Source organism: Thermococcus sp. CX2 (genome assembly GCF_012027555.1).
Taxonomy (GTDB): domain Archaea; phylum Methanobacteriota_B; class Thermococci; order Thermococcales; family Thermococcaceae; genus Thermococcus.
The window spans coordinates 46,095-70,508 of record NZ_SNUQ01000001.1 but is presented as its reverse complement, the minus strand read 5'-3'; the positions used below and the strand labels follow the sequence as shown (position 1 = coordinate 70,508).

Annotated in this window: 25 protein-coding genes and 1 tRNA gene; 7 read left to right on the top strand and 19 right to left on the bottom strand. The window is 55.5% G+C overall.

Annotation, left to right across the window (positions count from 1 at the left end; genetic code table 11):
* Nucleotides 1–3: 3 nt before the first annotated feature.
* Nucleotides 4–903, bottom strand: coding sequence for a 2-phosphoglycerate kinase (locus tag E3E23_RS00400; RefSeq protein WP_167905590.1), 900 nt, complete (start codon nucleotides 901–903; stop codon nucleotides 4–6).
* On the bottom strand, nucleotides 900–2,198 hold the full coding sequence (locus E3E23_RS00395) for a 2,3-diphosphoglycerate synthetase (protein ID WP_167905589.1): 1,299 nt from the start codon (nucleotides 2,196–2,198) through the stop codon (nucleotides 900–902). The genes E3E23_RS00400 and E3E23_RS00395 overlap by 4 nt, the downstream gene beginning before the upstream one ends.
* A gap of 87 nt (nucleotides 2,199–2,285) precedes the next feature.
* Between E3E23_RS00395 and E3E23_RS00390 the strand changes: the two genes are divergently transcribed.
* Nucleotides 2,286–3,161, top strand: coding sequence for an MBL fold metallo-hydrolase (locus tag E3E23_RS00390; protein ID WP_167905587.1), 876 nt, complete (start codon nucleotides 2,286–2,288; stop codon nucleotides 3,159–3,161).
* Here E3E23_RS00390 and cas4 read toward each other — a convergent pair whose 3' ends face one another.
* Both cas4 and E3E23_RS00380 read right to left on the bottom strand, forming a co-directional pair.
* The gene (gene cas4, locus E3E23_RS00385) at nucleotides 3,162–3,791 is read right to left on the bottom strand and encodes a CRISPR-associated protein Cas4 (RefSeq protein WP_167905585.1); all 630 of its coding nucleotides are present in this window, start codon (nucleotides 3,789–3,791) and stop codon (nucleotides 3,162–3,164) included. It lies immediately after the preceding gene.
* A gap of 177 nt (nucleotides 3,792–3,968) precedes the next feature.
* Nucleotides 3,969–4,304 carry a hypothetical protein gene (locus E3E23_RS00380; protein WP_167905583.1) on the bottom strand — a complete coding sequence of 112 codons (336 nt, stop codon included), beginning with the start codon at nucleotides 4,302–4,304 and terminating at the stop codon, nucleotides 3,969–3,971.
* Between the two features lie 130 nt (nucleotides 4,305–4,434).
* Here E3E23_RS00380 and E3E23_RS00375 point away from each other — a divergent pair, with 130 nt between their 5' ends.
* Nucleotides 4,435–5,277 carry a class I SAM-dependent methyltransferase family protein gene (locus tag E3E23_RS00375; protein WP_167905581.1) on the top strand — a complete coding sequence of 281 codons (843 nt, stop codon included), beginning with the start codon at nucleotides 4,435–4,437 and terminating at the stop codon, nucleotides 5,275–5,277.
* Between the two features lie 67 nt (nucleotides 5,278–5,344).
* Here the strand turns inward: E3E23_RS00375 and E3E23_RS00370 are convergent, their stop codons facing one another.
* Entirely contained in the window at nucleotides 5,345–5,506 is a 162-nt protein-coding gene (locus E3E23_RS00370; RefSeq protein WP_167905579.1) for a hypothetical protein, read from the bottom strand.
* Nucleotides 5,507–5,683: 177 nt separating this feature from the next.
* Here E3E23_RS00370 and for point away from each other — a divergent pair, with 177 nt between their 5' ends.
* Entirely contained in the window at nucleotides 5,684–7,543 is a 1,860-nt protein-coding gene (gene for / locus E3E23_RS00365; protein WP_167906479.1) for a tungsten-containing formaldehyde ferredoxin oxidoreductase, read from the top strand.
* A 62-nt stretch (nucleotides 7,544–7,605) separates the two neighbouring features.
* Nucleotides 7,606–7,836 carry a MoaD/ThiS family protein gene (locus E3E23_RS00360; RefSeq protein WP_167905577.1) on the top strand — a complete coding sequence of 77 codons (231 nt, stop codon included), beginning with the start codon at nucleotides 7,606–7,608 and terminating at the stop codon, nucleotides 7,834–7,836.
* 174 nt (nucleotides 7,837–8,010) lie between these two features.
* Here the strand turns inward: E3E23_RS00360 and E3E23_RS00355 are convergent.
* From E3E23_RS00355 to eif1A, 13 genes are all read right to left on the bottom strand, one after another.
* Nucleotides 8,011–8,098 (bottom strand) — tRNA-Ser (locus tag E3E23_RS00355).
* Nucleotides 8,099–8,116: 18 nt separating this feature from the next.
* Nucleotides 8,117–8,425: a 30S ribosomal protein S10 gene (gene rpsJ, locus E3E23_RS00350; protein WP_012571711.1), complete on the bottom strand. Its 309-nt coding sequence runs from the start codon at nucleotides 8,423–8,425 to the stop codon at nucleotides 8,117–8,119.
* 52 nt (nucleotides 8,426–8,477) lie between these two features.
* Nucleotides 8,478–9,764 carry a translation elongation factor EF-1 subunit alpha gene (tuf, locus tag E3E23_RS00345; protein WP_167905576.1) on the bottom strand — a complete coding sequence of 429 codons (1,287 nt, stop codon included), beginning with the start codon at nucleotides 9,762–9,764 and terminating at the stop codon, nucleotides 8,478–8,480.
* Between the two features lie 345 nt (nucleotides 9,765–10,109).
* Entirely contained in the window at nucleotides 10,110–12,308 is a 2,199-nt protein-coding gene (locus tag E3E23_RS00340; RefSeq protein ID WP_167905575.1) for an elongation factor EF-2, read from the bottom strand.
* Between the two features lie 139 nt (nucleotides 12,309–12,447).
* On the bottom strand, nucleotides 12,448–13,254 hold the full coding sequence (locus E3E23_RS00335) for a GTP cyclohydrolase IV (protein ID WP_167906477.1): 807 nt from the start codon (nucleotides 13,252–13,254) through the stop codon (nucleotides 12,448–12,450).
* 42 nt (nucleotides 13,255–13,296) lie between these two features.
* A complete protein-coding gene (locus E3E23_RS00330) occupies nucleotides 13,297–14,067 on the bottom strand; it encodes a DUF4129 domain-containing protein (protein WP_240920702.1) in 771 nt (256 codons plus the stop codon).
* The gene (locus tag E3E23_RS00325; protein WP_167905573.1) at nucleotides 14,055–14,465 is read right to left on the bottom strand and encodes a DUF1699 family protein; all 411 of its coding nucleotides are present in this window, start codon (nucleotides 14,463–14,465) and stop codon (nucleotides 14,055–14,057) included. The genes E3E23_RS00330 and E3E23_RS00325 overlap by 13 nt, the downstream gene beginning before the upstream one ends.
* A 4-nt stretch (nucleotides 14,466–14,469) precedes the next feature.
* Complete coding sequence (locus tag E3E23_RS00320; protein ID WP_167905572.1) at nucleotides 14,470–15,717, bottom strand: DUF530 family protein; 1,248 nt, start codon at nucleotides 15,715–15,717, stop codon at nucleotides 14,470–14,472.
* The gene (locus tag E3E23_RS00315) at nucleotides 15,714–16,874 is read right to left on the bottom strand and encodes a DNA topoisomerase IV subunit A (RefSeq protein ID WP_167905571.1); all 1,161 of its coding nucleotides are present in this window, start codon (nucleotides 16,872–16,874) and stop codon (nucleotides 15,714–15,716) included. The genes E3E23_RS00320 and E3E23_RS00315 overlap by 4 nt, the downstream gene beginning before the upstream one ends.
* Nucleotides 16,867–18,573 (bottom strand): DNA topoisomerase VI subunit B, encoded by a 1,707-nt coding sequence (gene top6B, locus E3E23_RS00310; RefSeq protein WP_167905570.1) that lies wholly within the window; start codon nucleotides 18,571–18,573, stop codon nucleotides 16,867–16,869. The genes E3E23_RS00315 and top6B overlap by 8 nt, the downstream gene beginning before the upstream one ends.
* A gap of 2 nt (nucleotides 18,574–18,575) precedes the next feature.
* A complete protein-coding gene (locus E3E23_RS00305) occupies nucleotides 18,576–19,268 on the bottom strand; it encodes a KH domain-containing protein (protein ID WP_167905569.1) in 693 nt (230 codons plus the stop codon).
* Between the two features lie 5 nt (nucleotides 19,269–19,273).
* On the bottom strand, nucleotides 19,274–20,053 hold the full coding sequence (locus E3E23_RS00300; RefSeq protein ID WP_167905568.1) for a serine protein kinase RIO: 780 nt from the start codon (nucleotides 20,051–20,053) through the stop codon (nucleotides 19,274–19,276).
* 22 nt (nucleotides 20,054–20,075) lie between these two features.
* Entirely contained in the window at nucleotides 20,076–20,432 is a 357-nt protein-coding gene (gene eif1A, locus E3E23_RS00295) for a translation initiation factor eIF-1A (protein WP_167906473.1), read from the bottom strand.
* Between the two features lie 181 nt (nucleotides 20,433–20,613).
* Here eif1A and E3E23_RS00290 point away from each other — a divergent pair, with 181 nt between their 5' ends.
* From E3E23_RS00290 to rnhB, 3 genes are read left to right on the top strand one after another with little or no spacing between them, the layout of a single operon-like run.
* Nucleotides 20,614–21,402 (top strand): metal ABC transporter ATP-binding protein, encoded by a 789-nt coding sequence (locus E3E23_RS00290; protein WP_167906471.1) that lies wholly within the window; start codon nucleotides 20,614–20,616, stop codon nucleotides 21,400–21,402.
* Entirely contained in the window at nucleotides 21,399–22,220 is an 822-nt protein-coding gene (locus E3E23_RS00285) for a metal ABC transporter permease (RefSeq protein WP_167905567.1), read from the top strand. The genes E3E23_RS00290 and E3E23_RS00285 overlap by 4 nt, the downstream gene beginning before the upstream one ends.
* A 4-nt stretch (nucleotides 22,221–22,224) precedes the next feature.
* Nucleotides 22,225–22,908, top strand: a complete 684-nt coding sequence (rnhB, locus tag E3E23_RS00280) for a ribonuclease HII (protein ID WP_167905566.1) — start codon at nucleotides 22,225–22,227, stop codon at nucleotides 22,906–22,908.
* 18 nt (nucleotides 22,909–22,926) lie between these two features.
* On the opposite strand, the gene E3E23_RS00275 is transcribed toward rnhB, so the two are convergent.
* Complete coding sequence (locus E3E23_RS00275) at nucleotides 22,927–24,399, bottom strand: dolichyl-phosphate-mannose--protein mannosyltransferase (RefSeq protein WP_240920726.1); 1,473 nt, start codon at nucleotides 24,397–24,399, stop codon at nucleotides 22,927–22,929.
* Nucleotides 24,400–24,414: the final 15 nt, after the last annotated feature.

The window sequence follows — 24,414 nt, the reverse complement described above, 5'->3', positions numbered from 1 at the left end:
CCTTCAGGGTGAAGGAGAGGTCAGCTTCTCCCCAATTCTTTCCATAAGCCTCTCCATTATGTCCTCCATGATGGTGTTAATCGTGTTCTCAAGCTCGACGTTGTTGAGGACCGGCACACCATGCTCCCTGGCACGTTCAATGAGGAAATCTTGAATCTCAAGGATCGCCTCAATGTGCTTGAGGTAGTAGTCCACTGGTCTTTTGCTGTAGCGGGCCCTCTCGTAGAACCTGGCCTCAAGGTCTTTTCGGCCACCCACGGTTATCACGTACATGAAACTGTTCTCCCTTAGCTTTATGTATCCAGGAACGAGGTGTATGCCCTCGATTATCGCGTTGAAGCCCTCCTTGTAAGCCCTCTCAAGGACGGCGTTGACGCCAACAGAGACGTGCTGAACCTGGTTCTCAAAGCCCCGTATGAGAGGCGAATTCTCTTTCCTGCCCTCACCTATTACCTTCCACGCGAGGAAGGATGAGGTGTGAAGGTCAGGGAGGAGCTCGGGGGCTATTATCTTCCTCATGACTTCCCGTATCGTATCCGTGCCTATGACGCTCCTGATCCCGAGGCGAAAGGCTAACTCCGTCGCTATGGTTGATTTCCCCACGCCTGTGGCGCCGCCGAGCAGTATGGTTATCGGCACCTTGAGGCGTCTGAGCTGACGCCAGAAGAGGTAGCGCTTTGCTGCCTCCTTCAGACCATGGTCAAGGAGCTTCTGATAGGTCAGCTCGTGGATATCGTCAGTGGTTATGAGCTTGCGCTTCCGCTCCTTCAGTTCTTTCTGAACCTCCGTGGCTATGATGTACGCTATTCCCACGTCAACCCCGGCGAGGGTTATTGAGCGCGTGAGGATTCCCCGTGAGAACGGAAGGCGTATCTTCCTTTCCGGGTCGGTAACGATTATCATGCTCTCCCCTCCAGCAAGGAACGGCCGAGGGTTAATATGGCACTCCCCAGGTCTTTGCCGTCGATATTGACGGGCTCGTTGTCGAGATAGATGACCTCTATCCCCCTCTCCAGTGCCCACCTCGTAACCACGTCAACCGCAGCAGCTTTGAGCTCGACGGCAACGGCATCTATTCCCTCAAAGCCCTCCAAATCCCTCCAGAGGAGTGGCCTCTTCGAGAGGTTGCCCGAGGTGTATAGCACTTCAGCGCCAAGCATTTCAAGGTGCTCCTTCGCCTTTGGAAGGGCCCCACCGGAGGTCATCACGAGGCCGAGCCTCTTCCCTGAGACCTCACCGAGGGGTCTCGGACGGAAGGCCGTCAAGTGAAAATCCGCGTCAGGGTTGGCATCGTGGATGATGTTTTCCAAGGCCTTCAGCTTTTCTTCATCCACGGAGTCTGCTCTCGTAACCACGACGATATCCGCCATTGCCAGTCTGAAGGGCCCAAAGTAGCCCCGTATAAAGTCCAGCTTCTGATCGGCACCGACCACAACAACGTACCTGTCGGCTTTATAAGCTGGAAACGTCGCCCCGCTGCCCTCTAGGATTATCAAGTCGTTGGGCAGGCTCTCGGCAAGCTTCACTCCCGCGTCCACAACATCGAAGAAGGGAAAGCCTGCCATGCCGCCGCCGCAGCGCCTGCAGCCTATTGTTGTAACGCGCGACGTCAGTGCATCCTCAAAGTGATCTGATGCCGCGTGCTTGCCGTTCTCGGCCAGCTTAAGCAGGAACTCTGGGGTTATCTCGAACCTGTCTCCCTCTATCAGCTCAGGCTCCTCTGGACCGCCGCGCCCCATGGTGACGATAACGGGTCTGGCTATCGTCTTAAGGGTTCTCGCCACGAAGCCGCTCACGGCCGTCTTCCCCACTCTCTTCCCGGTGCCGATAATAGCTATACTCGGCTTTCCAAGCCTTTTCATGGGGCTTGGCTTGAAGTAGAAGTCCGCACCGCGGTATGCCACGCCGTAGAGCATGCAGATGGATGCTATCTTAAAGCGGTCCTCATAGTTGAGGACGGGCTCATCGCTCAGATCAACGACCTCTTCAACTTCGTTTTCCTCCAGCGCCCGCCTGATGGCATCAAGATAGTTGGGTGAATGATAAACCTTAATCCCCAACTTCCTCTCGACCTCTTCGATACTACCAATCTTTTCGCTGCCCCCGAGGAAGACGGCACAGCAGACGTTACCGAGCTTTTTAATCGCCCATGCAGTGACATCTGGATAGTGCTCACCATCGATTAGAGCGAGCCTCATATCACCACCCGCCCTTATTTATCCCCAAGGCATTATAACCTTTCGATGGATTTTTAATCGTGAGCTTTTAACAAGGGTGGTGGTACCATGGCATTGAGACGGTTGGGTGATTCTGCCTACCTGTATCCCGGGAGCCCTGCAACGCTCATCAGGGTTTTTGATGAAGGCTGTGTTCTTGTCGACCCCGGCCAGGGGAGCGGCAGGCATAAAGACCTGAAGAGGGAAGTTAGAAAGCTCGGACTGGATATCAAAGCCCAGCTCGCCACCCACGGCCATGCCGACCACGTTTCAGTTGCCCCGAGGATAAACGCTCCGCTCTTCATCCACCGTTTCGAGTTCTCCATCGCCGAGAGTCCCCTCAACAGGGAATTGCTCACCTTCGGCTCGAAAGCTCCCAAGGGCTTCCTGGCCTACCAGTTTCCAGAGGAAGTCAAAGTTCACGCCGTTTTTGAGTGGGGTGACGAGCCATTCGGCCTCAAGGCGATAAGGCTCAACGGACATTCGCCCGGAATGACGGGTTTTCTTGACGAGGAGAACGGGATAATCTACGCTGGCGATTCATTCTTTGGCGAGAGGCTGATAACGGCCGTAGGCGTTCCCTACTTCGTTGAGCCAGAATTATTTAAAGCTTCAATTATTGAATTGCAGAATTATGTAGAAAAGGGTTACACCCTCGTCCCCTCCCACGGGAAGGTCGTGAGCGGCGAGGAAGCTCTTAAGCTCCTTGACTTCAACCTGAAACGTGTCGAAGAGCTGGAGGCGTTAATTCCCGGGCTTCTCAGAACGCCGATGAGTCTCGACGAGCTGGCTTTTAAGATAATGGGGCACTACGGTGTCAAAGTTACTCCACAAAAACTCGCCCTTAACCTCGTCCCCCTGAGGGCAATTATAGCAGAGCTCTACAACGAGGGAAAAATAGAGGCCGTCGCGGATAATGGACTGAAGTGGAGAACCGCTCCATAATCATTCTTCATCCGGATGGCACAGATACCTGTAGGGACAGAACCTGCAGGCGTAGTCGTTCCAGCCCTTGGGGGGCTTTCCTTTCTCATAGTGCCTCTTGACGTTGTAGAAGTGCCTGAGCGTCTCTCTGAAGAGCTTGCCGTCGTAGGGCACCTCGAAGGCCTTAAAGTTGGGCCCCTTGACGATCGGGAAGCGGGAGAAGTCTATCCTGCTGATGACCTTCATCGGCTCGTCGTGAAGCTTTATGTAGTAGAGGTAGCCGTACTCAGCTTCGGCCCAGCGGAGATAGATGTTGAGCTGGGCCAAGTGGTAGTCGTAGGGAACCCTCGGGAGGCTCGTCTTGCCCTTTATCTCGATGGGAAAGTCCCTTATGGCATCAACTCTGCCGTGGATCTCAAAGCCCAGTCTAGTGGAGCGCAGAATCATGTGCTTCTCAAGCTCAAAGCCAAAGCGCTTTGCCAGAATCTCGCCGAGGACGTTGTGGGTGTTTACCCCCTGGTTCAACCTCACCCTGACGAACTCGGGCCACCTCTCGGGGTAGCCCTTGAGCCTGAAGTATATTCTCCTCGGGCAGGTCAGGGCCTCGCTCGCGTAAAACTCAAGCAGTCCGTCGTTTTCCTCAGTGCCCATCTCCTTCCCTCCAGATGAGGGGGTGGGTCATCGGTCCGCGAGCCTCACCACCCCAGCGTCAGCTAATACCGACGTCATCACCAATCAGACTGGGCAAGGGTCGTCATCCGCTTAGAGAATTAAGACTAACTGTGCCTTTAAATGTTTGGGGGGCATAAGTGAGGATAAAAGCAAGAGTCAGAGAAGGGTGCCCCTCTTCCTCCTGAGCGAGTAGCTTAGACCGTAGGCCGGCCAGAGGCTCGGGGGCTGCTCGTAGTGGTGCAGGTTGCGGAGTATCTTCTCCGCGGCCTTCCGGTTCTTTGCCTTAACGCGGAGAACGCCGCGGTCGAGCTCGACGGTTCCGCTGGAGAGCCTCAGTGTGAGCTTTGATCCGTTGACCTCGGGCCTGGCCTTCATCAAAAGCCGCCTGTAGTCCTCGTAGGCCTCTTCACTCAATTTCTGCTCAAGAAGGGCAGGTTTATTCCGTGGTTTAAATAGCTTCAATAACCAACTACTCGGGGGTTCTTCATCCATAGGGGCCATCGACCTCCAAGGGACTTCTCGCTTTTTTCTTCGCCCTTCAGGTTTTTAAGGCTTTCTCATCGCTTTTTGCCGAAATGCTGAGAGGGAATCCTTTTTAAGGTTTACACCCTGAGTAAGTCCGATGCCGGAGAAAACCCAGTTAATCAAGCCGAGGATCAGGGCGATACTTTCAAAAGAGCTCCCCACGGAGTTAGTGGATAAGCTCCCAAAGCACTGGACGCAGATAGGCGACGTGCTAATCCTTCCGCTCAGGGAGGAGCTTGAGCCGTACAAACACAGGATAGCCGAGGTCTATGCGGAGGTTCTCGGCGTCAAGGCCGTGCTCAGAAAGGGGCGCATAGGTGGCGAATTTAGGGAGACAAACTATGAGCTCCTCTACGGGAACGACACTGTCACAATACACCGCGAGAACGGGATACTCTACAAGCTCGACGTGGCAAAGGTGATGTTCTCGCCGGCGAACGTCAAAGAGCGCGTTAGGATGGCCAAAATAGCAAAACCAGATGAGCTCGTCGTTGATATGTTTGCGGGAGTCGGCCATCTCAGCCTGCCGATGGCAGTTCACGGAGGGGCGAGGGTTATAGCCATAGAAAAGAGCCCTTACACCTTCCGCTTTCTGGTGGAGAACATCGAGCTTAACAAAGTGCAGGACAGGATGACGGCTTACAACATCGACAACCGCGACTTTCCAGGGGAGAACATCGCAGACAGGATTCTCATGGGGTACGTGGTGAAGACCCACGAGTTCATCCCTAAAGCGCTGAGCATAGCGAAGGACGAGGCGATAATCCACTACCACAACACCGTTCCCGAGAGGCTGATGCCGAGGGAACCCTTCGAGACGTTCCAGAAAACGGCCAGGGAATACGGCTACGAGGTGGAGAAGCTCAACGAGCTCGTTATAAAGCGCTACGCTCCAGGGGTGTGGCATGTGGTTCTGGATTTAAGGGTCTTCAAGCGGTAGTATAACCCGGATTAGTATAACCGCGGTTATAATAATCGCCATTATACAACGTCAGCGGTTGTCTTCATCAGGCCCTTTCAAACCCCTTCCACAACGGCTCCCAGTCATCGCAGACGAAATTCATGTGGACGGTTTTCATGCGCTTCCTGCATACCCCCTGCGTCGGGAAATAAGAGTCTATCGCACCGAACCAGCGGCAGTTCTTGCAGGCTTTAATACCTTCATCCATCGGGTTCACCCATGAAAATTCATGCGCCCCCAAATAAACCTTTGGCTATTTGTGTTCTTTTTGGGTCATTGTAGTTAACAAATGGACTTAACGTAAAGGGTTTGGTGAAATGTTTCCTTTTGCGAAGCCCTTATATCCTTCAAACCGAAAATCTTTCGAGGTGATTCTGATATGTCAATGAAGGGATGGTGGGGAAGGATCCTCCGGGTCGACCTGACCGACAACAAGATCTGGGTGCAGGAGTATTCTCCCGATGTGGCTCAGCAGTTTATCGGTGGTAGGGGTCTCGCAATCAAGATCCTCTGGGATGAAGTCAAAGGTGCCGACCCGCTTGGGCCGGAGAACAAGCTCGTTTTTGCTGCAGGTCCGTTCAACGGTTTACCAACTCCGAGCGGCGGTAAGCTCGTCGTCGCCGCCAAGAGCCCGCTCACCGGCGGTTACGGTGATGGTAACCTCGGCACCATGGCGACCGTCCACCTGAGAAAGGCCGGCTATGACGCTATAGTAGTTGAGGGTAAGGCCAAGAAGCCGGTTTACCTCTACATAGAGAACGACAACGTTAGCATACTCAGCGCCGAGGGCCTCTGGGGCCTCGACACCTTCAAGACTGAGGAGGAACTCAAGAAGATACACGGCAAGAACGTCGGAATCCTCAGCATCGGTCCGGGTGGAGAGAACCTTGTCCGCTACGCCGTCGTCATGTCCCAGGAGGGCAGGGCCGCTGGAAGGCCCGGTATGGGTGCCGTAATGGGAAGCAAGAAGCTCAAGGCCGTCGTCATAAAGGGAACGAAGGAGATACCAGTCGCTGACAAGAAGAAGCTCCAGGAGCTCTCAAGGGAGGCCTACGAGGCAATCCAGAACTCGCCGGCTTACCCGTTCTGGAAGAGGCAGGGAACCATGGCCGCCGTCGAGTGGACCAACGAGAACAGCGCCCTGCCGACGAGGAACTTCAGCGACGGTTCCTTCGAGTTTGCACGGTCGATCGATGGATACACAATGGAGGGCATGAAGGTCAAGCAGCGCGGTTGTCCGTACTGTAACATGCCCTGTGGAAACGTCGTCCTCGACGCCGAAGCCCAGGAGAGCGAGCTTGACTACGAGAACGTTGCCCTGCTCGGCTCAAACCTCGGCCTTGGCAAGCTCAACGAGGTTTCGGTCCTCAACAGGCTCGCCGACATGTACGGCCTCGACACCATCTCACTCGGTGTGTCAATATCGTTCGTGATGGAGGCCGTTGAGAAGGGACTCCTCAAGGAAGGCCCGACCTTCGGGGACTTCAAGGGCGCCAAGCAGCTCGTTGAGGACATCGCATTTAGGAGGGGAGAGCTCGGCAACTTCGCCGCCGAGGGTGTCATGAGAATGAGCCAGAAGCTCGGCGATGACAGCTTCGCCATGCACGTCAAGGGCCTTGAGACGAGCGGTTACAACTGCTTCATCTACCCGGCCATGGCGCTCGCCTTCGGTACCAGCTCAATCGGTGCCCACCACAAGGAGGCATGGGTCATTGCCTGGGAGATTGGCACCGCTCCAATCGAGGGCGAGCAGGCCAAGAAGGTCGAGTACAAGATCACCTACGACCCGGAGAAGGCCGCTAAAGTTATCGAGCTCCAGCGCCTCAGGGGAGGCCTCTTCGAGATGCTCACAGCCTGCAGGCTTCCATGGGTCGAGGTCGGCCTGAGCCTCGACTACTATCCGAAGCTCCTCGAGGCCATCACCGGCGTAAAATACACATGGGACGACCTCTACAAGGCCGCCGACAGGGTCTACGCACTCATCAGGGCCTTTTGGGTCAGAGAGTTCAACGGCAAGTGGGACAGGAAGATGGACTACCCGCCGAAGAGGTGGTTCACCGAGGGCCTCAAGAGCGGCCCGTACAAGGGCATGCACCTCGACGAGAAGCAGTACGACAAGCTTCTCAGCGAGTACTACAGGCTCAGGGGATGGGACGAGCGCGGAATCCCGAAGAAGGAGACCCTCAAGGAGCTTGGTCTCGAGGAAGTCATTCCGGAGCTCGAGAAGGTTACGAAGCTCGAGTGATTTTCCCTTTTTCTTCTCCAACAAACCTTAGCCCTCGGAGTCAAGTTTGTACGGTGGTAAGAATGGTCAGGATCAGGCTAATGGGAGCTTTCGCCCACCTCGCGAAGGCGAGGGAGCTCAACGTGAGGATAAAGGACAAGAAAACTGTGGACGAGATTCTGAGGGAGGTAATTCCGAGGTACGACGAGTTCCAGGAGAAGATCATCTTCATCAACGGCCAGCCCGCGAGGGGCGACGCCGAGGTCACCGACGGCGATGAGATTAAGGTGATGCCGGTTTTGAGCGGGGGCTGAGATTTCTTGTTTCTTTGACAATGCCCTTCATTGAGTTCAAACTTTTCTGTGAGAATGAAACTCTGCAAGACCACTAATTGAACGACAAAACCTCTTCGGAAATCTTGCAAGTATAGAAGGACATGCCAGCCTTGATCAAACTTCGCCTGCGCGAAGTTTGTTAGAAGGGTTGATTGGCGCCGGGGCAGGGATTTGAACCCTGGCGGGCTCGACGCCCACGGACTCTCCAGGCCCGCGCCTTCCCAGGCTAGGCTACCCCGGCGCGTAAAAAGGGGGAGAATCATGAGATGAGCTCGATCTCGATGGTGACGTCCTCAGGGACGCGAATCCTCATGATCTGCCTCATGGCCCTTTCGTCGGCCTCAATGTCAACGAGCCTCTTGTGAACGCGGAGCTCGAATCTGTCAAAGGTTGCCGTGCCCTCTCCGTCCGGGCTCTTCCTGGTGGTGATCCTGATCCTCTTGGTCGGGAGCGGGATCGGACCGCTCATCCTAACGCCGGTCCTCTCGGCTATCTGCTTTATCTGGTCGGTGACCTCGTTGAGGGCCTTAATGTTGGTGCTTGCGAGCTTAATCCTTGCCTTCTGCATTTCCGTCCCTCCTATGAGTCCAGGGAAGTAAAGGAAAGATTAGGGAAGGGCTTCACTCGCCCTTCTGGACGGAGATAACCATACCCGCAGCGACGGTCTGGCCCATATCACGGATGGCGAACCTGCCCATCTGCGGGATCTCCTTGACCGGCTCGATGACCATTGGCTTGGTCGGCCTGAGGATGACGATGGCGGAGTCACCGGTCTTGATGAACTGTGGGTTCTCCTCGACGATGTTACCGGTCCTCGGGTCGAGCTTGGCGAGGATCTGCTCGAACCTGACGGCGACCTGGAGGGTGTGGGCGTGGAGGACTGGGGTGTAACCGACGGTGATGGCGGTCGGGTGGTTGAGGACGATGATCTGGGCCTTGAAGGTGTCCTTCGGCCTGACGACGGTCGGCGGGTTGTTGGTGTGGCCAGCGACGTCACCGCGCTTTATGTCGTTCTTACCGACACCCCTAACGTTGAATCCGATGTTGTCACCCGGAAGGGCCTCCTGGAGTGGCTCGTGGTGCATCTCGATGCTCTTGACCTCACCCTGGATCGGCTTGTGGAAGATGGTGCTGGCCGGCTCGAAGATGACGACGTCACCGACGCGGAGGACACCGGTCTCGACACGGCCGACCGGGACGGTACCGACACCCTTAATGGAGTAGACGTCCTGGATCGGGATGCGGAGCGGCTTGTCAGTCGGCTTCGGCGGCTCTGGGATCTGGTCGAGGGCCTCGATGAGGGTTGGGCCCTTGTACCAGGGCATCTTGTCGCTCTTCTTGACGACGTTGTCGCCCTCCCAAGCGCTGATCGGGATGATCGGGAAGTCCTTGTAACCGAGCATCATGAGGAGCTTCTTGACCTGCTCGGCGACCTGCTGGAACTTCTTCTCGTCGTAGTTGACCATGTCCATCTTGTTGATGGCGACGATGAGGTGGCCGATACCAAGGGTCCTAGCAAGGAAGGCGTGCTCCTTGGTCTGCGGCATAACACCGTCGGTGGCGGCAACGACGAGAACGGCAGCGTCGGCCTGGCTGGCACCGGTGATCATGTTCTTAACGAAGTCCCTGTGACCCGGAGCGTCAATGATGGTGATGTACCTGTGCGGGGTCTCGAACTTGGTGTGGGCAACGTCGATGGTGATACCCCTCTCCCTCTCCTCCTTGAGCCTGTCCATGACCCAAGCGAACTTGAAGGACTTACCCTTCTCACCCATCTCCTCGAACTTCTTGATGATGTTCTCCGGGATGTTGGCGGTGTCGAAGAGCAGCCTTCCGATGGTGGTGCTCTTTCCGTGGTCGACGTGGCCGATAAAGACTATGTTAACGTGTGGCTTCTCCTTTGCCATTTTCAAACACCTCCGAATTTTGGTCTAGTCTCGTTTGACTAGGATGGCTTTTTAAATCTTTCGAACTTCGGCTCCCTCGGGCGGGAAACCCGCCTTTTTCTCGAGGGAACCTCATGAGTTCCGAGGTGAACTTGAGGGATGAGTTTAAAAACTTAACTAATCGCCGTTGGGCAGGGATTTGTCAAAATTGAGGACGGATGGATTCTGAGAACTATTCTCGCAGTAATTATTACCGTGATAATATATCGGCCGAGGTATGGATATGGCATGGGAGCTTATTAGGGCCCCTTACTATTCGAGACATTTCATGAAAGAGAATAGAAAAGTTCAGAGGGCAGAAAGCCCTCACTGCTGCGGGCAGACGTCCTGCTCCTTCGGCGGGTTCGGGTCGAGACCCTTCCTCTGCCTGATCTGCCTGATGATGTTGAGTGCCAGCTCGTTCGGGACGCGCTTGAAGCCGGCGTGCTCGGTGCTCCAGAGGGCCCTTCCGCTGGTGGCGCCACGGATGGCTCCGGCGAATCCGAACATCTCGGCGACCGGAGCCTCGGAGATGATGATCATGACCTCGCCCTCCTGCCTCATGTCGATGAGCTGGCCGCGCCTCTGGTTGATTTCCCTGCTGACGGCACCCATGTACTCGTACGGGACGTTGATGATGACCTTCTGGTACGGCTCGTAGAGGACCGGCTGGGCCTTCATCATGGCGCAGTGGATTGCAGTCCTGATGGCCGGGTAGATCTGGGCTGGACCGCGGTGGACGTTGTCCTCGTGGATCTTGGCGTCGTGGAGCCTGACGATGACCTTCATGACCGGCTCCTTAGCGAGCGGTCCCTCGTCCATGGCCTGGTGGAATCCGTCGACGAGGAGGTCCATGACCTCGTTGAGGTACTGGATACCCTTGGTGTTGTCGAAGAACATGTTGCCGTTGTAGATGTCGACGATACCCTTGGCGATCTCGTAGTCCATACCGAGCTCTGCGAGCTTCTTGGCGACCTCCTTCGGGTTCTTGGGCCTGCCCTCTGGGATGATGCCCTCACGGATGGCCTGGTAGATCTCGTCCGGCATCGGCTCGACGGTGATGTAGAACCTGTTGTGCTTGTTCGGGGACTTTCCTTCGACTATCGGGCTGACCTTGGTGACGCTCTCGCGGTAGACGACGATCGGCGGGCTGACCTCAACGTCGAGCTTCCAGTCCTCCTTGAGCTTGACGAGCTTGACCTCGAGGTGGAGCTCACCCATACCGCTGAGGAGGTGCTGGCCGGTCTCCTCGTCGATCTTGACGTGCAGAGTTGGGTCCTCCTTGGCGAGCTGCCTGAGCGCCTCGATGAGCTTCGGAAGGTCCTTGACGTTCTTGGCCTCTATAGCCACGGTAACGACCGGCTCGCTGGTGTAGTGGAGCGCCTCGAACGGCTCGATCTGCTCCTGGGCGACGGTCTCACCGGCCATGGCGTCGCGCAGTCCGGTGACGGCGACGATGTTACCGGCCGGAACGGCCTCCATGTTGACCCTCTCAGGACCCATGTAGATACCGACCTGCTGGATCCTGGCCTTCCTCTTGGCGCTGATGAGGTAGACCTCCTGGCCGGTCTTCACGGTACCGCTCCAGACACGGCCGGTGGCGACCTCACCCGCGTGCTTGTCGAGGATGATCTTGGTAACGACCATGACCATCTTGCCCTTCGGGTCACACTTGAGCATGGCCTGGCCGACATCGCTGTTGACGTCGCCCCTCCAGAGGTGCGGGATCCTGTACTTCTGGGCCTCGAGCGGGTTCGGGAGGTGGCGGACGACCATATCGAGAACCACGACGTGGAGCGGGGCCTTCTGCCTGAGGGTCTTAAGGTCGCCGGCGTTGGTGAGCTCGACGATGTCCTTGAAGGAAACGCCAGTCTTCTTCATGTAGGGAACGCTGAGGGCCCAGTTGTAGTAGGCGCTACCGAAGGCGACACTACCGTCCTCGACCTTGACCATCCACTGGCTCTTGAACTCGTCCGGAGCGTACTTCTTGATGAGCCTGTTGACGTCGGTGATGATCTTGGCGAACCTCTGGAGGATCTCGTTCGGACCGAGCTTGAGCTCCTTGATGAGCCTGTCGACCTTGTTGATGAAGAGGACTGGCTTGACGTACTCCCTGAGGGCCTGCCTGAGGACGGTCTCGGTCTGGGGCATGACACCCTCGACGGCGTCGACAACTATGATCGCACCGTCGATGGCACGCATGGCCCTGGTAACGTCACCACCGAAGTCAACGTGACCTGGGGTGTCGATGAGGTTGATGAGGTACTCCTGGCCCTCATAGGTGTGGACCATCGAGACGTTGGCCGCGTTGATGGTAATTCCTCTCGCCTGCTCCTGCTCGTCGAAGTCAAGGACGAGCTGCTTTCCGGCAAGCTCCTCGCTAATCATACCTGCTCCAGCGAGCAGGTTGTCGCTCAGCGTGGTCTTACCGTGGTCAATGTGAGCGGCAATACCCATGTTCCTAATCCTCTCGGGCTGGGTCATGAGCTCCTTAATCTTCGCAATCATCTCTTCCCTTCTTCCCATTTACACCACCTTCTAACCTGATGAGCTTGTTCACCACTCACTTAAAAGGTGCGGTTATAAATCTTTCCCAACGCCTCTCGGAAGCCCGAGCGGAATCTCTCAAAATACTTAAGTGTTTCGGAAGGAAAAAAGAAAAGCTTCAGCTCCACGTTTCGGCAATCACGTCGTGCTTGTGGATGCTCTCGTTGCTTATGACCCTCACGTGAATCCTGCCCTTAAAGCGCTCCTTGGCCTTGGCGAAGATTTCTCTCGCAACATCCTCCACGAACTTCGGGTTCCTGTACATGCCCTGAACGACGGCGTTCTCATCCACCGTCTTGAGCAGTGTGTAGGTCGGATGGCTGAAGGAACTCTCAACCACGTCAATCATGTCCTCGAGGGCAATCTCATCGTCGAAGGCAGTCCTGACTTCCAGCTCGCCGACCGCGCGCTGGATGTGGGTCCTGCCGTTGTTGTTGGCCATCGCGTGCGGACAGGCGGTGTTTCCGATGACCTTTACACGGAGGATCTTCTCAAAGCTCCCGTCCTCGTTCTTGATGACGCCGACCTCAACGTCGTAGGGCTCGTAGGTGGTCTTTTTGCTTGCCGGCGTCTCGCGTGGGATTATCAGATGGGTCTTTATCCAGACTTCCGCCCTCTTATGCGGATGCTTGCCCTCCAGCCTGTGGATGACGGCCCTTCCGAGCTCCTCCAGCGAGCTGTGGGCCTCCTGGATCTCCTCCTCGACGGCCTCGCTCATGGCCTCCGTTATGCTCTCCACGAGCCTGCTCATGTGTATGCCCTTCTTCTCTTCAGGAACGTCTATGGTGATCTCGAAGAGCGGGAGAAAGGTGTAGACCTTCCCCTTCCAGTTTATCTTTGCCACGGTGCGCAGGTTCGTTATACCAACGCGGTGGAGCCTTTCCCTAATCTCAGGGACTTCCTCCTGGGTCTCGAATATCTGCATGAGCATCACCTTGGGGGCCTCTAATCCGCGGGCCTTTTAAACCTACCTAAGAAAGTCCATCAGCCTCTCGTAGCTCTCCCGCGCCGCTTCAACGTCCTCATCGCTAAGCCGCCCGGCGTATTTTGCCTTCTCAAAAATCCGCGTTAGGACGTCGAGGTCATCCAAATCTGGGAAAATCTCCCTGAGCATCTCCTCGTGCTCCCAGTGGGTCCAGCTTTTGCGGTAGGGATAGCCTTTCATGACAAGGCCAGCGACGACGTTCTTGTACATCTTGATGACCCTCTCGGCCGGTGTCCCTTCGAGGGCCTCGTAGCGCATCTCAGGGTTAAAACGCACCTCGAACTCCACTTTCCTCTTCCTTCTCCGCAGAGCTGTGCCGGCTATGAGAAGGAAGACAATGAAGGGAAGGAGATAGAAGACCGTGGGAAGCTCCCTCAGGACAACCTGAACGCCTCCAGAAGTTATGTAGTCCCAGGCGCCTTCAATGGTCTTCACCGCGCCGGGGCCCTCAAAGAGCTTCTCCGTCCTCTTATCCAGGAGGAGCTTTATCGCCACGAAAAAGGCAAGTATCGTTATTATCGTCGCCAGGACGTTTCCCTTCTTCCTCTTCCGCTCCCCCCTGTCGAGGCCTTCTGAGAGCATTATTTTGACTACGTAGCCAGCCATCGCGAGGAGCGTCAGGTTCACAAAGAAAAAGAACCACTCGATGTTGAAGACTGTAACGCCGCCGTGCACAGCAGTGCTCCCGAGAAGGGTGAAGAGCAGCAGGAGGAAGGAAAACAGGGCCCCGTAGAGGGCCTTCATTCTCTCCATTGCCGAGCACCCATCTGCTCGATCATGTAGTAAACCGTCCTGAGCGGAATTCCCATGCGGGAGCTTATCTCCTTGGGGGTTATGCCCTTCCGTATAAGGTTGTAAACCTCACGGATAGTCCGCTCATCGTACTTCCGCGGCCTTCCACGGGGATAGCCCTCGGGAACGAGCTCTATGCCCATCTGCGCGAGGGCGTTTATCGCTTTCTTCGAGACCTTAGGATAGAGGCTCGGCGGGCAGGAAATCTTCCTCACGTTGGGGGCCCTTTCAAGGATCCTCACGAGTATCTCCTTTGTCGGGCGGAGGTTGATGTAGACTTCCGTAACTTCCTCGTTCAGGCTCTCGTTGAGCTTCCTTATGAGTTCGGCGTTGTTCCTGGCCTTTATCTCCACCCTCACACCATCACCCCTGGAGGAGGGCTAAGAACTGCTTCGCCCTGTCGCTCTTTGGCATAAACTTTTCGAACTTCTTGGTGTCTGCAAAGAGCGTCTTGTGCAGGCCGGATATCACGAACTTCTTTATGGCCTCGACGAGCTCGTCCTTTGGGATGTCCAGCAACTCGGCAACTTTCTCTTCGCTGTAGCCGCTCATTCCGTAGAGCAGGACTCCTCCAAGAAGGTAGTTGGGGATGTTGGTTATGTCCTTCCTCCTACCAACTAGGGCCCTCTCCATCTCACACTTCCTTATGATGAGTATACTACCGTGGCCCGTCTTAAAGCCGGGCTCATCCCTGAAGGGAAGATCGAAGATCGAGTAGTGGCAGTCGATGCAGAGCTTTATGTCCGGATAGAGGCCCAGCCCTTCCCTCTCGTTCTCAGAGGTGAGGAAGTAGTAGCGGAACAAGTCCAGACCGAGCAGCTCGGCGCCCTTCTTTGGATCGAGGATAGAGTAGGCCAGCGCGAGGTTATCCACTGTGTAGTGGTTGTTTATAAGGACGCCCTTTGTCTTGACGAAGCTCAGCACGCGCCAGCGGAAGCGCTTCCCGTAGCGCTGGCGGAGCTCGCTCTCGATGTCCGCATCGGCCGGAAGGTCTATACGGGCCTTCTTGAGCCTGTTGTTCTCCCAGTATTCCACCTCTATGCGCAGTCCGCGCGTTCTCACTGTCCCCTTCTCGCGGAGCTTGGCCTTTATGAATTTGAAGGTCTCCCTGACCTCGATGCTCTCCCTTGCCAGAAGGCGGAGTACGTCACCGGAATACGCCAAATAAGGAAGCACCTCAACGCGCCCGAGCTGGACGGGCTTTTGGATGGCCTTAACCTTTGGAATATCCTCCCTCTTGAGCTCCCTGATTGAGAGCTCCCTCTTTCCAAGGGTAAAAGTATAGTTGGCCGCTATCAAAGCGAGGGCCATCTTGTGGGCGGTAATGGCCGAGCGGATCCTTTCAAGGGCTAAAACACGGTTGCGCTTCTTCTTGTATATCCACTGGATGTGAGGATCCTTGCTCTTCTTGTCGAAGCCCCCTACCGATGGGGCAACCTCGCCGACGCGCCTCGATAAATCCTCCTCAAGCTCCTGGAGGAGAGACAGGTTCTCCTTCAAACGGTAAGAAATGGACGGGACGTCGAAAGTCTCGAATAACCCGTCCATGTCTATCCCGATGTCGTCCAGTATCTTGTTCACCTGTGCGACGAGCTCTTCTGTCGTCGTCATGGCAGGAGCTCACCGTTGTTTATCTTTTCAGGAAGGTACTTCTTCGCCACGAACTCGAGGGACTTATTGGCCAGAGCCTGCTGCTCTATCCTGACCCCCATCTTGAGAGCGAGCTGGAGCTGCCTCTGCCACTCCTTGTTCTGGAACCACGGATAGTTCATCTCCTCGATGATTCTCTTGTAGTCCCCCGTTGGGCCGCCCTTCTTGTTGGGTGGTATCCCCTTGAGCTTCTCGGTGACGTTCTTGAGGCCGTACCTCTCGATGTCGTCCATGGTCATGCCCACGAACTTAGCTTCCGGTGTTGCCAGCTTCTCGCTGAGGTATGCGAGGTTTATGGAGCCCTGCTTTATGGTGGAATAGATGTACCAACCGTAGGGGTCGCCGTCGGTGAAGACGATTATCGGCAGGCCCTCCTCGTAGTGGAGCCTGTGGATGAGCCTCCTGACTCCACGGGAGGCCTGTCCCTGGGTGGCTATTATGAGGGCGTTCTCCTTCTTCGGGAACTTTTCCTCGATGAGACGGTCGGCCATAGCTGCCGTCTCGACGACTAGGGCGTAGTCAACATTGACTTCCACGAACTGGAGGTGCTCCACCGTTCCTGGAACGGCCCAGCCACCCATACCGAGCTTGCTCGTGTTGAACTCGTCCTCGCCGTCGCGTATGACGATGTCACCGTATATGTAGCCGCGCCTGTCGGCTGTGAGGTGCATCTCCTCACGGAGAACGCCGAGCATTCTCTCAAGGTCCTCGATGATCGGGTCGCTCTCGCGCTGGTCCTCGAAGGTGTTCTCCTTGGTTCCTGGGATGGTATGCTTGTTGGCGTAGTAGGCTTCACGAAGGCTCGCGTGCTTGCCTTCGGCCACGAGCCTCTTGACGTAGGACATTATGAGGAGCGTCTGCATGAACTTTCTCGCGTGAGCGACGTTGAGGAAGTACCTCCTCGAGAGCTTGTCGCCCATCTTGATGACTTTCCTCTTCTCGTCGAAGTAGACGTTGCCGAGGCCACGCATAGGTATGTCGAAGTAGGGGTTTTTGCCCGACTTTATGTCCTCGAGAACCCTCCTTCCGTACTCCTCGAGCTTGCTGAGGACCTTCTGGGGATCATAGGCAAAGTGCTCCCTCGGTTGGCTTCTCTTGACGGCTTTGGATTTAGGCATTCTCGGTCACCTCCTCAGGGACGGCTCTCTCTTCACTCTCGCTCTGGGCAAACTTCATCTCGATGAACCTCAGGAAGTAGTTTTTAATCTCCTCCTCGGGCTCGCCCGTCAGAATGCTTAGCGCCCTCGCTATCTCGGGCACGTACTTCTCAAAGGTCTTCTTCCTCTTCACCTGGTAGAGCCTGCGGTGCTTTCCGCTGAGGTATGTCTGAAGCCTCCTCGCGGCGTCCATTATTGCCAGCCTGATCTCGTTGTGTATCTCATCCACGTTGGCTATGCTCTGCTTTCCGGTTCCGGTATAGGGAACGTGGACGCTGATGACGTTTATCATGAGCACTATCGGGGCACGCTCGAGGTCGTCAACCTTGTAGCGCTTCCAGTCGATTGAGCGAGCCGCCAGGGTGGTTACACACGAGCCCGCATCGAAGAGGAGCGGGACGCGGTTGGCGTAGCGGAGAAGGTCAAAGCCGCTACTTATCTCCCCTCCATAGGCCAGGCCGACCTCAACCTGGAAGGGAATTCCACCGCTGTAGACCTTCGGCGGCCTCGTGACGGCCGTGACGAACTCGGGTTTGAGGATTCCTTTGAGACCCTTCTCGATGTTCTCCTCGCCTATCGGCCTGAGGCCGTGGGTCGGTGGAGCGAGGAACTTCATATACTTGAATGCCTCGACTATCTCCTCAGCCTCGTGCCAGCTGAGCTTCTCCGGCGGCTTCTCCATGAGCTTTGCCACCTGCTTGACGACCTTGGTGTAGCCCTTGAAGGAGCGCAGAACCTTGTCGACCTCGCCGTTCATCAGCCTCTCGTAGAGCTGGTCCTGAACCGCTTTGTCCTTCTCTGTCTTGATGAGCCTGAGGGCGGCGATGTACTTTATCAGCTCATCAACCTTCTTGTCGCTTATCCTCGAGAACTCGCCGATTAGGAAGCGCCTTACTGTGTTCCTCCTAGTCCTCTTCGCCATCCTGTAAACGTCGTCCGTTAGAACACCCCTCGGGTGAGGCTTCATCTCAACCGGCGGCTTTGGAACCTCCTCGCTCGAACGCGGGAAGACGATGAGCTTTCCATCGGGTTCAATCAGCTCGATGTGGGCGTGGGGGTTCGCTATAGCGGTGAGCTTGAGGTACCAGTAGACACCCTGCTTCGAGCGGACGTATTTAACGTTCTTGACCTCAAGCTCGATCCTCGTCCCGCGCCAGCCCTTGGGATTGGGGTGCTTCTCCTTCTTGACTATTTTACCCTCGTTCTTGTCTACGTCAATCTTAACCCACGCCTCGACTATCTTGTCGTCTCCGGTGGAGGTGATAACGCGAGTTGCCTTTCCGCTCGTTATCTGGGCAAACATCACTGCACCGCTTATACCAATACCCTGCTGACCGCGGCTCTGTATGTTCCTGTGGGCCTTCGTACCGGCCAGCATCTTACCGAAGACGTGGGTTATGAACTTCTCGGGAATGCCTGGGCCGTTGTCCTCAACTATGACCTTGTAGTGCTCCCTCCCAAGCTCCTCTATTTCAACACGGACGTAGGGGAGTATTCCAGCTTCCTCACATGCGTCGAGGGAGTTTGTAACAGCCTCGTGGACGACGGTGGTGAGGGAGCGTATCTTTCCGGTGTAGCCCAGCATTGCCGCGTTTCGCCTGAAAAACTCGCTGACGCTCTGAATCTTAAACTCCTTGAACAGCTCCTTAGCTTCGGCCATCTTCACTCCTCCTCGAAATTGTCAACGCCGCCAAGGGCCTCGTAGTAGGAGGAACTCTCCAGCTCAAGGTCTTTCTTCCTCCTCTCGAGGTACTTGTAAACGGTACCGTGCGGTGAGCCCTTGGCAAGCTTCTCGATGGCGGTCTTGGCTATCTCAACCTGGAGGGGATTTCCAATTATGGCAACGGTTTTGCCGTAGACGCTCACATCCGCACCGCTCATCTCCTCTATGATTTCCCTCGTCCTGCCCTTCCGACCGATTATCCTGCCCCTCACGCGGGGAAGGGCGTTCTTATCGTTTCCGATGATGATGTCGGTGAGGTTGATTACCTCCAGTATCTCACCCTCGTTGAAGAGCCTGAAGGCCCTCTCGGGCGAAAAGCCCCTACCTATAGCCGTGACGACATCGCGCGCCTTCCACACAGCCAGGGGGTCGTCGGTCTCCTTCGTGGAGGTTATGAAGACCTCACCCGTCTCGCTGTCGATTTCTATCTTTGTCTTCGTTCTCCTCTCTATCTCCCTCTTCGTTTGGCCCTTCTTCCCTATCAGAACGGCGACCCTGTCCTTGGGTATCTTGACGAACTCCTCCTGCTCCCCAAGGGCAGCGTAGGTTACCTCCTCTTCCTCGTCCCTGATCGGGTTGCCCTCCTTATCAACGCGCTCGTACTTCTTAAGCAGTCTCTCAAACTCGTCCATAACTCTCACCTGCTCTCAACGAGTTCCCTAAACTTCTCCTCGAAGTCGTCAACTGAGACACCTTTACGGGCGAAGTAGTTGATGACGTTCCTCAAATCTCTCCTGAGGAGCGAGATAGACATCTTGTTTCTCTTTACCGTTGCCTGAGACCAGTCTATTACAACGGGGGTATCGTGAATTAAGATGTTGTACTCGCTCAAATCCCCATGAACCATGTCTCCGCGCTTCCAGAGACGCTCAATAACGCCCATCGTGAAGGCGTAGAGCTCCTCGAAGTCGACCTTAGTCAACTCCCTCTCGACGTCTTTGAGCCTCGGGGCCGGCAGTTCGTCGCCTATGAACTCCATTACCAAAATGTTATTGCGGAAGATTATCGGCTCGGGAACGCGAACCGCGTATTTAATTGCCCTCTGGAGGTTTTTATATTCCCTCCTCGTCCAGACGAAGACGAGCTTGCGCATGTCCTTTGGCAGGTAGCCAACCCTCGGGTCGGCAGCTAAGTACTCCCATATTCTGCGGAACTCGGTGGTGTAGGTGCGGTAGATTTTGACTGCTATCCTGTTGCCCTCGCTGTCTATTCCAGCGAAGACGTTGGCCTCTTTGCCCGTGCTTATCACGCCGTAGAGGCTCTCTATCTTGCCCCTGCGGTGGAGATAGGCAAGGGTTTCCTTGGTCGTCCTGTCGAAGACCTCGTTGGCTATCTTGTAGAGCTCACTGTCCTTCTCGCGCCTCTCTGTTAAACCGAGCACCTCTTCGATTTCGCGTTCGATGAACTCCTCGCGCATCGTTATCACTGGTTAAAGTTGCTCAAAAGAGCAGCTCGCCGCCAGTGAGGAACTCCTGGCTTATCTTGCCCTTCCTGAGGAGCCAGTCCACCTGGGTCTTGGTGTAGCGGTAGACAATGTCGCCTCTCTGGTCGCTCTGCACCGGCCACGGCTGGACTATGACGACGTCGCCGACACGCATCCACATCCTCCTCTTGAGCTTGCCTGGAATCCTGCATCTTCTAACCTTTCCGTCGGAGCAGCGGACGTCCATCCATCCCGCTCCGAGGGCCTGCTCTATTACGCCGAAGAGCTGGCCCTCCTTTGGAAGGGGGACACGAATTACCTCGTCTCCCTCCACCTGCCTGTTGTTTTTCTTCTTACCCTTATGGTACACCATGAGCATCACCTCCCTCCCCTAGGCTTGAGCCCTTATAAGCTTAAGCCTTGCAAAAATTTTCCAACGGAAGTACAGCGCCCCACTTTTAAAATTTTTGCACTGAGATTACCCAAGACTGCCCAATGATGGCACATTAAAGTTTAAAAGCGCACCCTTCAAAGGCATCTTTTGGATGATGACTATGAAGGCAGTAAAGGCCGAGAACCTCACGATACTCTACGATGGGCAGAGGACTGTGGAAGACGTAACCTTCGAGCTGGATGAAGGGGAGACACTGCTCCTCCTTGGCCCCAACGGGGCAGGAAAGACCACACTTCTGAGAACCATAGCGGCGTTCCACAGGGAGTACACGGGAAAGCTCGAAGTATTCGGCAGAAAACCGGAAGAAGCCAAGGAACTTATCTCCTACGTCCCCCAGAGCCACGTCCTCAACGAGCGCGTCCCGCTTACTGCCATTGAGGTAGTTGCAATGGGCGGCATCTATAGGAAAGGCTTCGTCCATTTCAAGATCCCAAAGGAAATTCTCCAGAAAGCCGAGGAAGCTCTCGGTTTCGTTGGACTGGCTCACATTAAAGACAGGCTCTTTAGAGAGCTGAGCGGCGGCCAGAAGCAGAGGGTTCTCCTCGCGAGGGCCTTGATGTCTGACCCGAAGCTTCTCCTCCTTGATGAGCCCCTCTCAGCCCTCGACCCGAGCGCGAGGGTGGAGGTGGCAAACGTCCTCGGAAAGATAAAGCGCGAGAGCGGAATAACCATGATAATCACCACCCACGACGTCAATCCGCTCATAGACCTTGGGGACAAAGTCATGCTCCTCAACAGACGCCTCATAGCCTTTGGAACGCCAGATGAGGTCCTTCAGGACACCATTATAAAGTCCGTTTACGGCCCACTGGCAAAGGCGGTAAAGATCGAGGACAGGCTATACTGCATCATCGGCGACACCCACATCCACGGGGGTGGCGGGCGTTGATTCCGGAGTACCTCATCAGGGCAATCCTCGCGAGCGTTATGGTCAGTGTCCTCCTTGGGATGCTCAGCCCACTGATAAACACCAAGGGGCTGGCCTTCCTCACCCACGCGATATTCCACGCCCTCCTCTTTGGTGCGGTTCTGGGAATGATACTCGGACTGATCTTCGGAAATATGGGTCTGGTCATGCTTGTTGCGCTGATTGTAACCGTTGCAATAGTCCTCCTCATCGCCCAGCTTGAAAAGATCGGTTTTTCACCTGATTCTGCCGTCGGAATAGTGGCGAGCTTCGTGGCCGGCCTAACCGTCCTAGGCTTTGGAGTACTCTACAAGGTGATGGCCAGCAGACCCTACTTCCCCCTCAGCGAGAACATAGTTTCCTACTTGACGGGCGAGATTTTTCTCATAACGCTCAACGACTTGACGGTTCTCGTCCTCGGCGGCGCGGTTATGTTCTTCGTCATGCTGCTCCTTTACAGGGACTTCCTCTACCTAAGCTTCGACGCTGAAGGCCTGGAGAGCTACGGCGGCAAAGCTAGGGCCTACCTAATGATTCTCTACGTCCTGGTCGGGGCAATAGGCGCCCTCATAGTCCAGACGGTTGGGCTTATAACGCTCCAGGTGGTGGCGGTTCTGCCAGGCGCGATAGCGCTCATGGTGAGCGACAACATCAGGAAAATACTTGCCGTGAGCCTTTTCCTAACCCTTGGAATAGAGCTGTCCTCCGTTGTTTTAGCGTACTTCACGGACATCCCGCCGAGCGGCATAGCGACGATAATGCTCGGCGTCATTTACGGTGCGCTGCTCTTCAGGAGGTGAAACCTTGAAGCTCGCTGGAATAGACGAAGCCGGCAGGGGCCCGGTCCTCGGCCCGATGGTCATAGCTGCTGTGGTCGTTGATGAAAAGAACGTTCCAAAGCTGGAGGAGCTCGGCGTGAGGGACTCAAAGAAGCTCACTCCAAAAAGGCGCGAGAGGCTGTTCGACGAGATAATCAGGCTTCTCGACGACTACGTCATCGTCGAACTGTGGCCCGAGCAGATAGACTCCCGCGAGGGAACGCTCAACGAGTTCGAAGTGGATAACTTCGTGAAAGCCCTGAATTCCCTTAAAGTGAAGCCCGACGTGGTATACATAGACGCGGCTGACGTGAAGGAGGCCCGTTTTGGAGATGAAATCGGGAAGAGGCTCGATTTTAAAGCCGAAATCATAGCGGAGCATAAAGCCGACGACAAGTTCGTTCCCGTCTCCGCCGCCTCGATACTCGCTAAGGTAACACGCGACAGGGCAATTGAGAGGCTTAAAGAGGAGTACGGCGAGATAGGCTCTGGATATCCGAGCGATCCGAGGACGAGGAAGTTCCTTGAGGAATACTACAGGCAGCACGGCGACTTTCCGCCGATAGTCAGAAGGAGCTGGAAAACCCTTAGGAAGATCGAGGAGAAGCTCTCGGCGGAGAAAAAGAAGAGAGGACAGCTCACCCTCGGAGAGTTCCTCAGGAAGGGATAGGCTCCAAGTCGCGATTATTCATTTTCTTGAAGTTTCCAGTCCCGTGATCGGCTTCTCCTCAATGTTCTCCGAGGTGCCCTGGTCATCTCTACCGGTTGGTCTTTCGCCCCTTCCGAGGCGGCCTATAATCCTATTCTTTACCTTAATGCCCCACTCGATGTAGAATTCTCTCGACTCCCTGAAGGCATCCCAGTTGAGGAGCTCGTTGAGGGCGACGCCCATGGTTACCGCCGCTGGGGGAACGAGCACCGTCGCGTAAAAGCTGAACTGAGTGGTTCCGCCGAGGAGATACTGGAGGGCAAAGAAGCCTACCGTGCTCCAGAAGATGCCGAAGGGAACCAGGATTTTCGGCTTCCTCCGGTAAAGCCAGGGCATGGCAAAGATAAAGACCACCATGGCCAGGAGCAAGAAGGGGTCCGTCTGAACGAAGATGTTGGGGTCGTAGTGGAGCGCGAAGGCCTTCTTGTTTATGAACCACTGCCAGAACGGAGAAGCCGCTGGGTGGCCGCCCTTGGAGCTGAGGTGCCAGCGGAAGCTGCCGAGAAACTCCCTGAACCACTTCTCGATTCCGATGGCCATCATCGCAGGGACGTTGGGCAGGAGGAAGCCGATGGCAGGGAATGCCGCTATAGTGAAGAGGAAGCTCGGGAGATTGTTCTCCCGTTTGAATGCCCTGACCAAAAGCACCGGCCAGCCGAAGGCACCGCTGAGCTTTGCCGCCGCGGCTAAGCCCACTGCGAAGCCAGCCGAGTACCTCCTCTCAAAGACGAGCAGGGCCATGAAGAGCGCAACAAAGAACGCCACGTGGATGTCGAGCATGGCAGCTACGGCAGTCGCCTGAAGTGTCGGGTCTGCGGCGGAAAAGAGAAGCGCTATGAGAGCCGCGAGGTAGCTCCTGCTTATTTTATACGCGGTTAGGAGGACGAGGACGTTGAGGATGAAAAATGCTATCAGCCCGGGAAGGCGCCAGTTGATTGGTTTGTCCTCGATGAGCATGCCGAGCATTATGAGGTCTTTTCCGAGGAAGGGATGCTCTGTGTTCAGGTAGTTCTGGATGTTCTCCTTGTCGGGATACCAGTAGCCGGTAACAACGTAATAGGCATCGGAAGGAATCTCCCGCTCAAGCTCGTCCAGAAAAGCCCCGAGGTTCTCAACTGGAATCTCAAAGTAAACGCCCGGGAACTTGAGGTACTTCTTCTCGTAGGTGGCGTTGTAGCGGAGGGCTATCTTCTCGACGGAGTACTGGTACTTTATCCTCATGCTCGTGTTGGAGAATATCACATTGACCCCTTCGGCGTTCGTGGTTTCGTTGACGTAGTGCAGCTCGACGCCGAGCCTGTGGAGGATGTTCCTTGAGGCGGGGACGTACCAGACTTCATCCCCCACGTAGTCCCTAAGCTTTGGCTGGGAAGCTATACCGTAGAGATACCCAAAAGAACCGATTATTATGAGCTCAGAGATGATAATGAACGCAACCCTTTTCCAGTTCATTATTGCCACCACTCA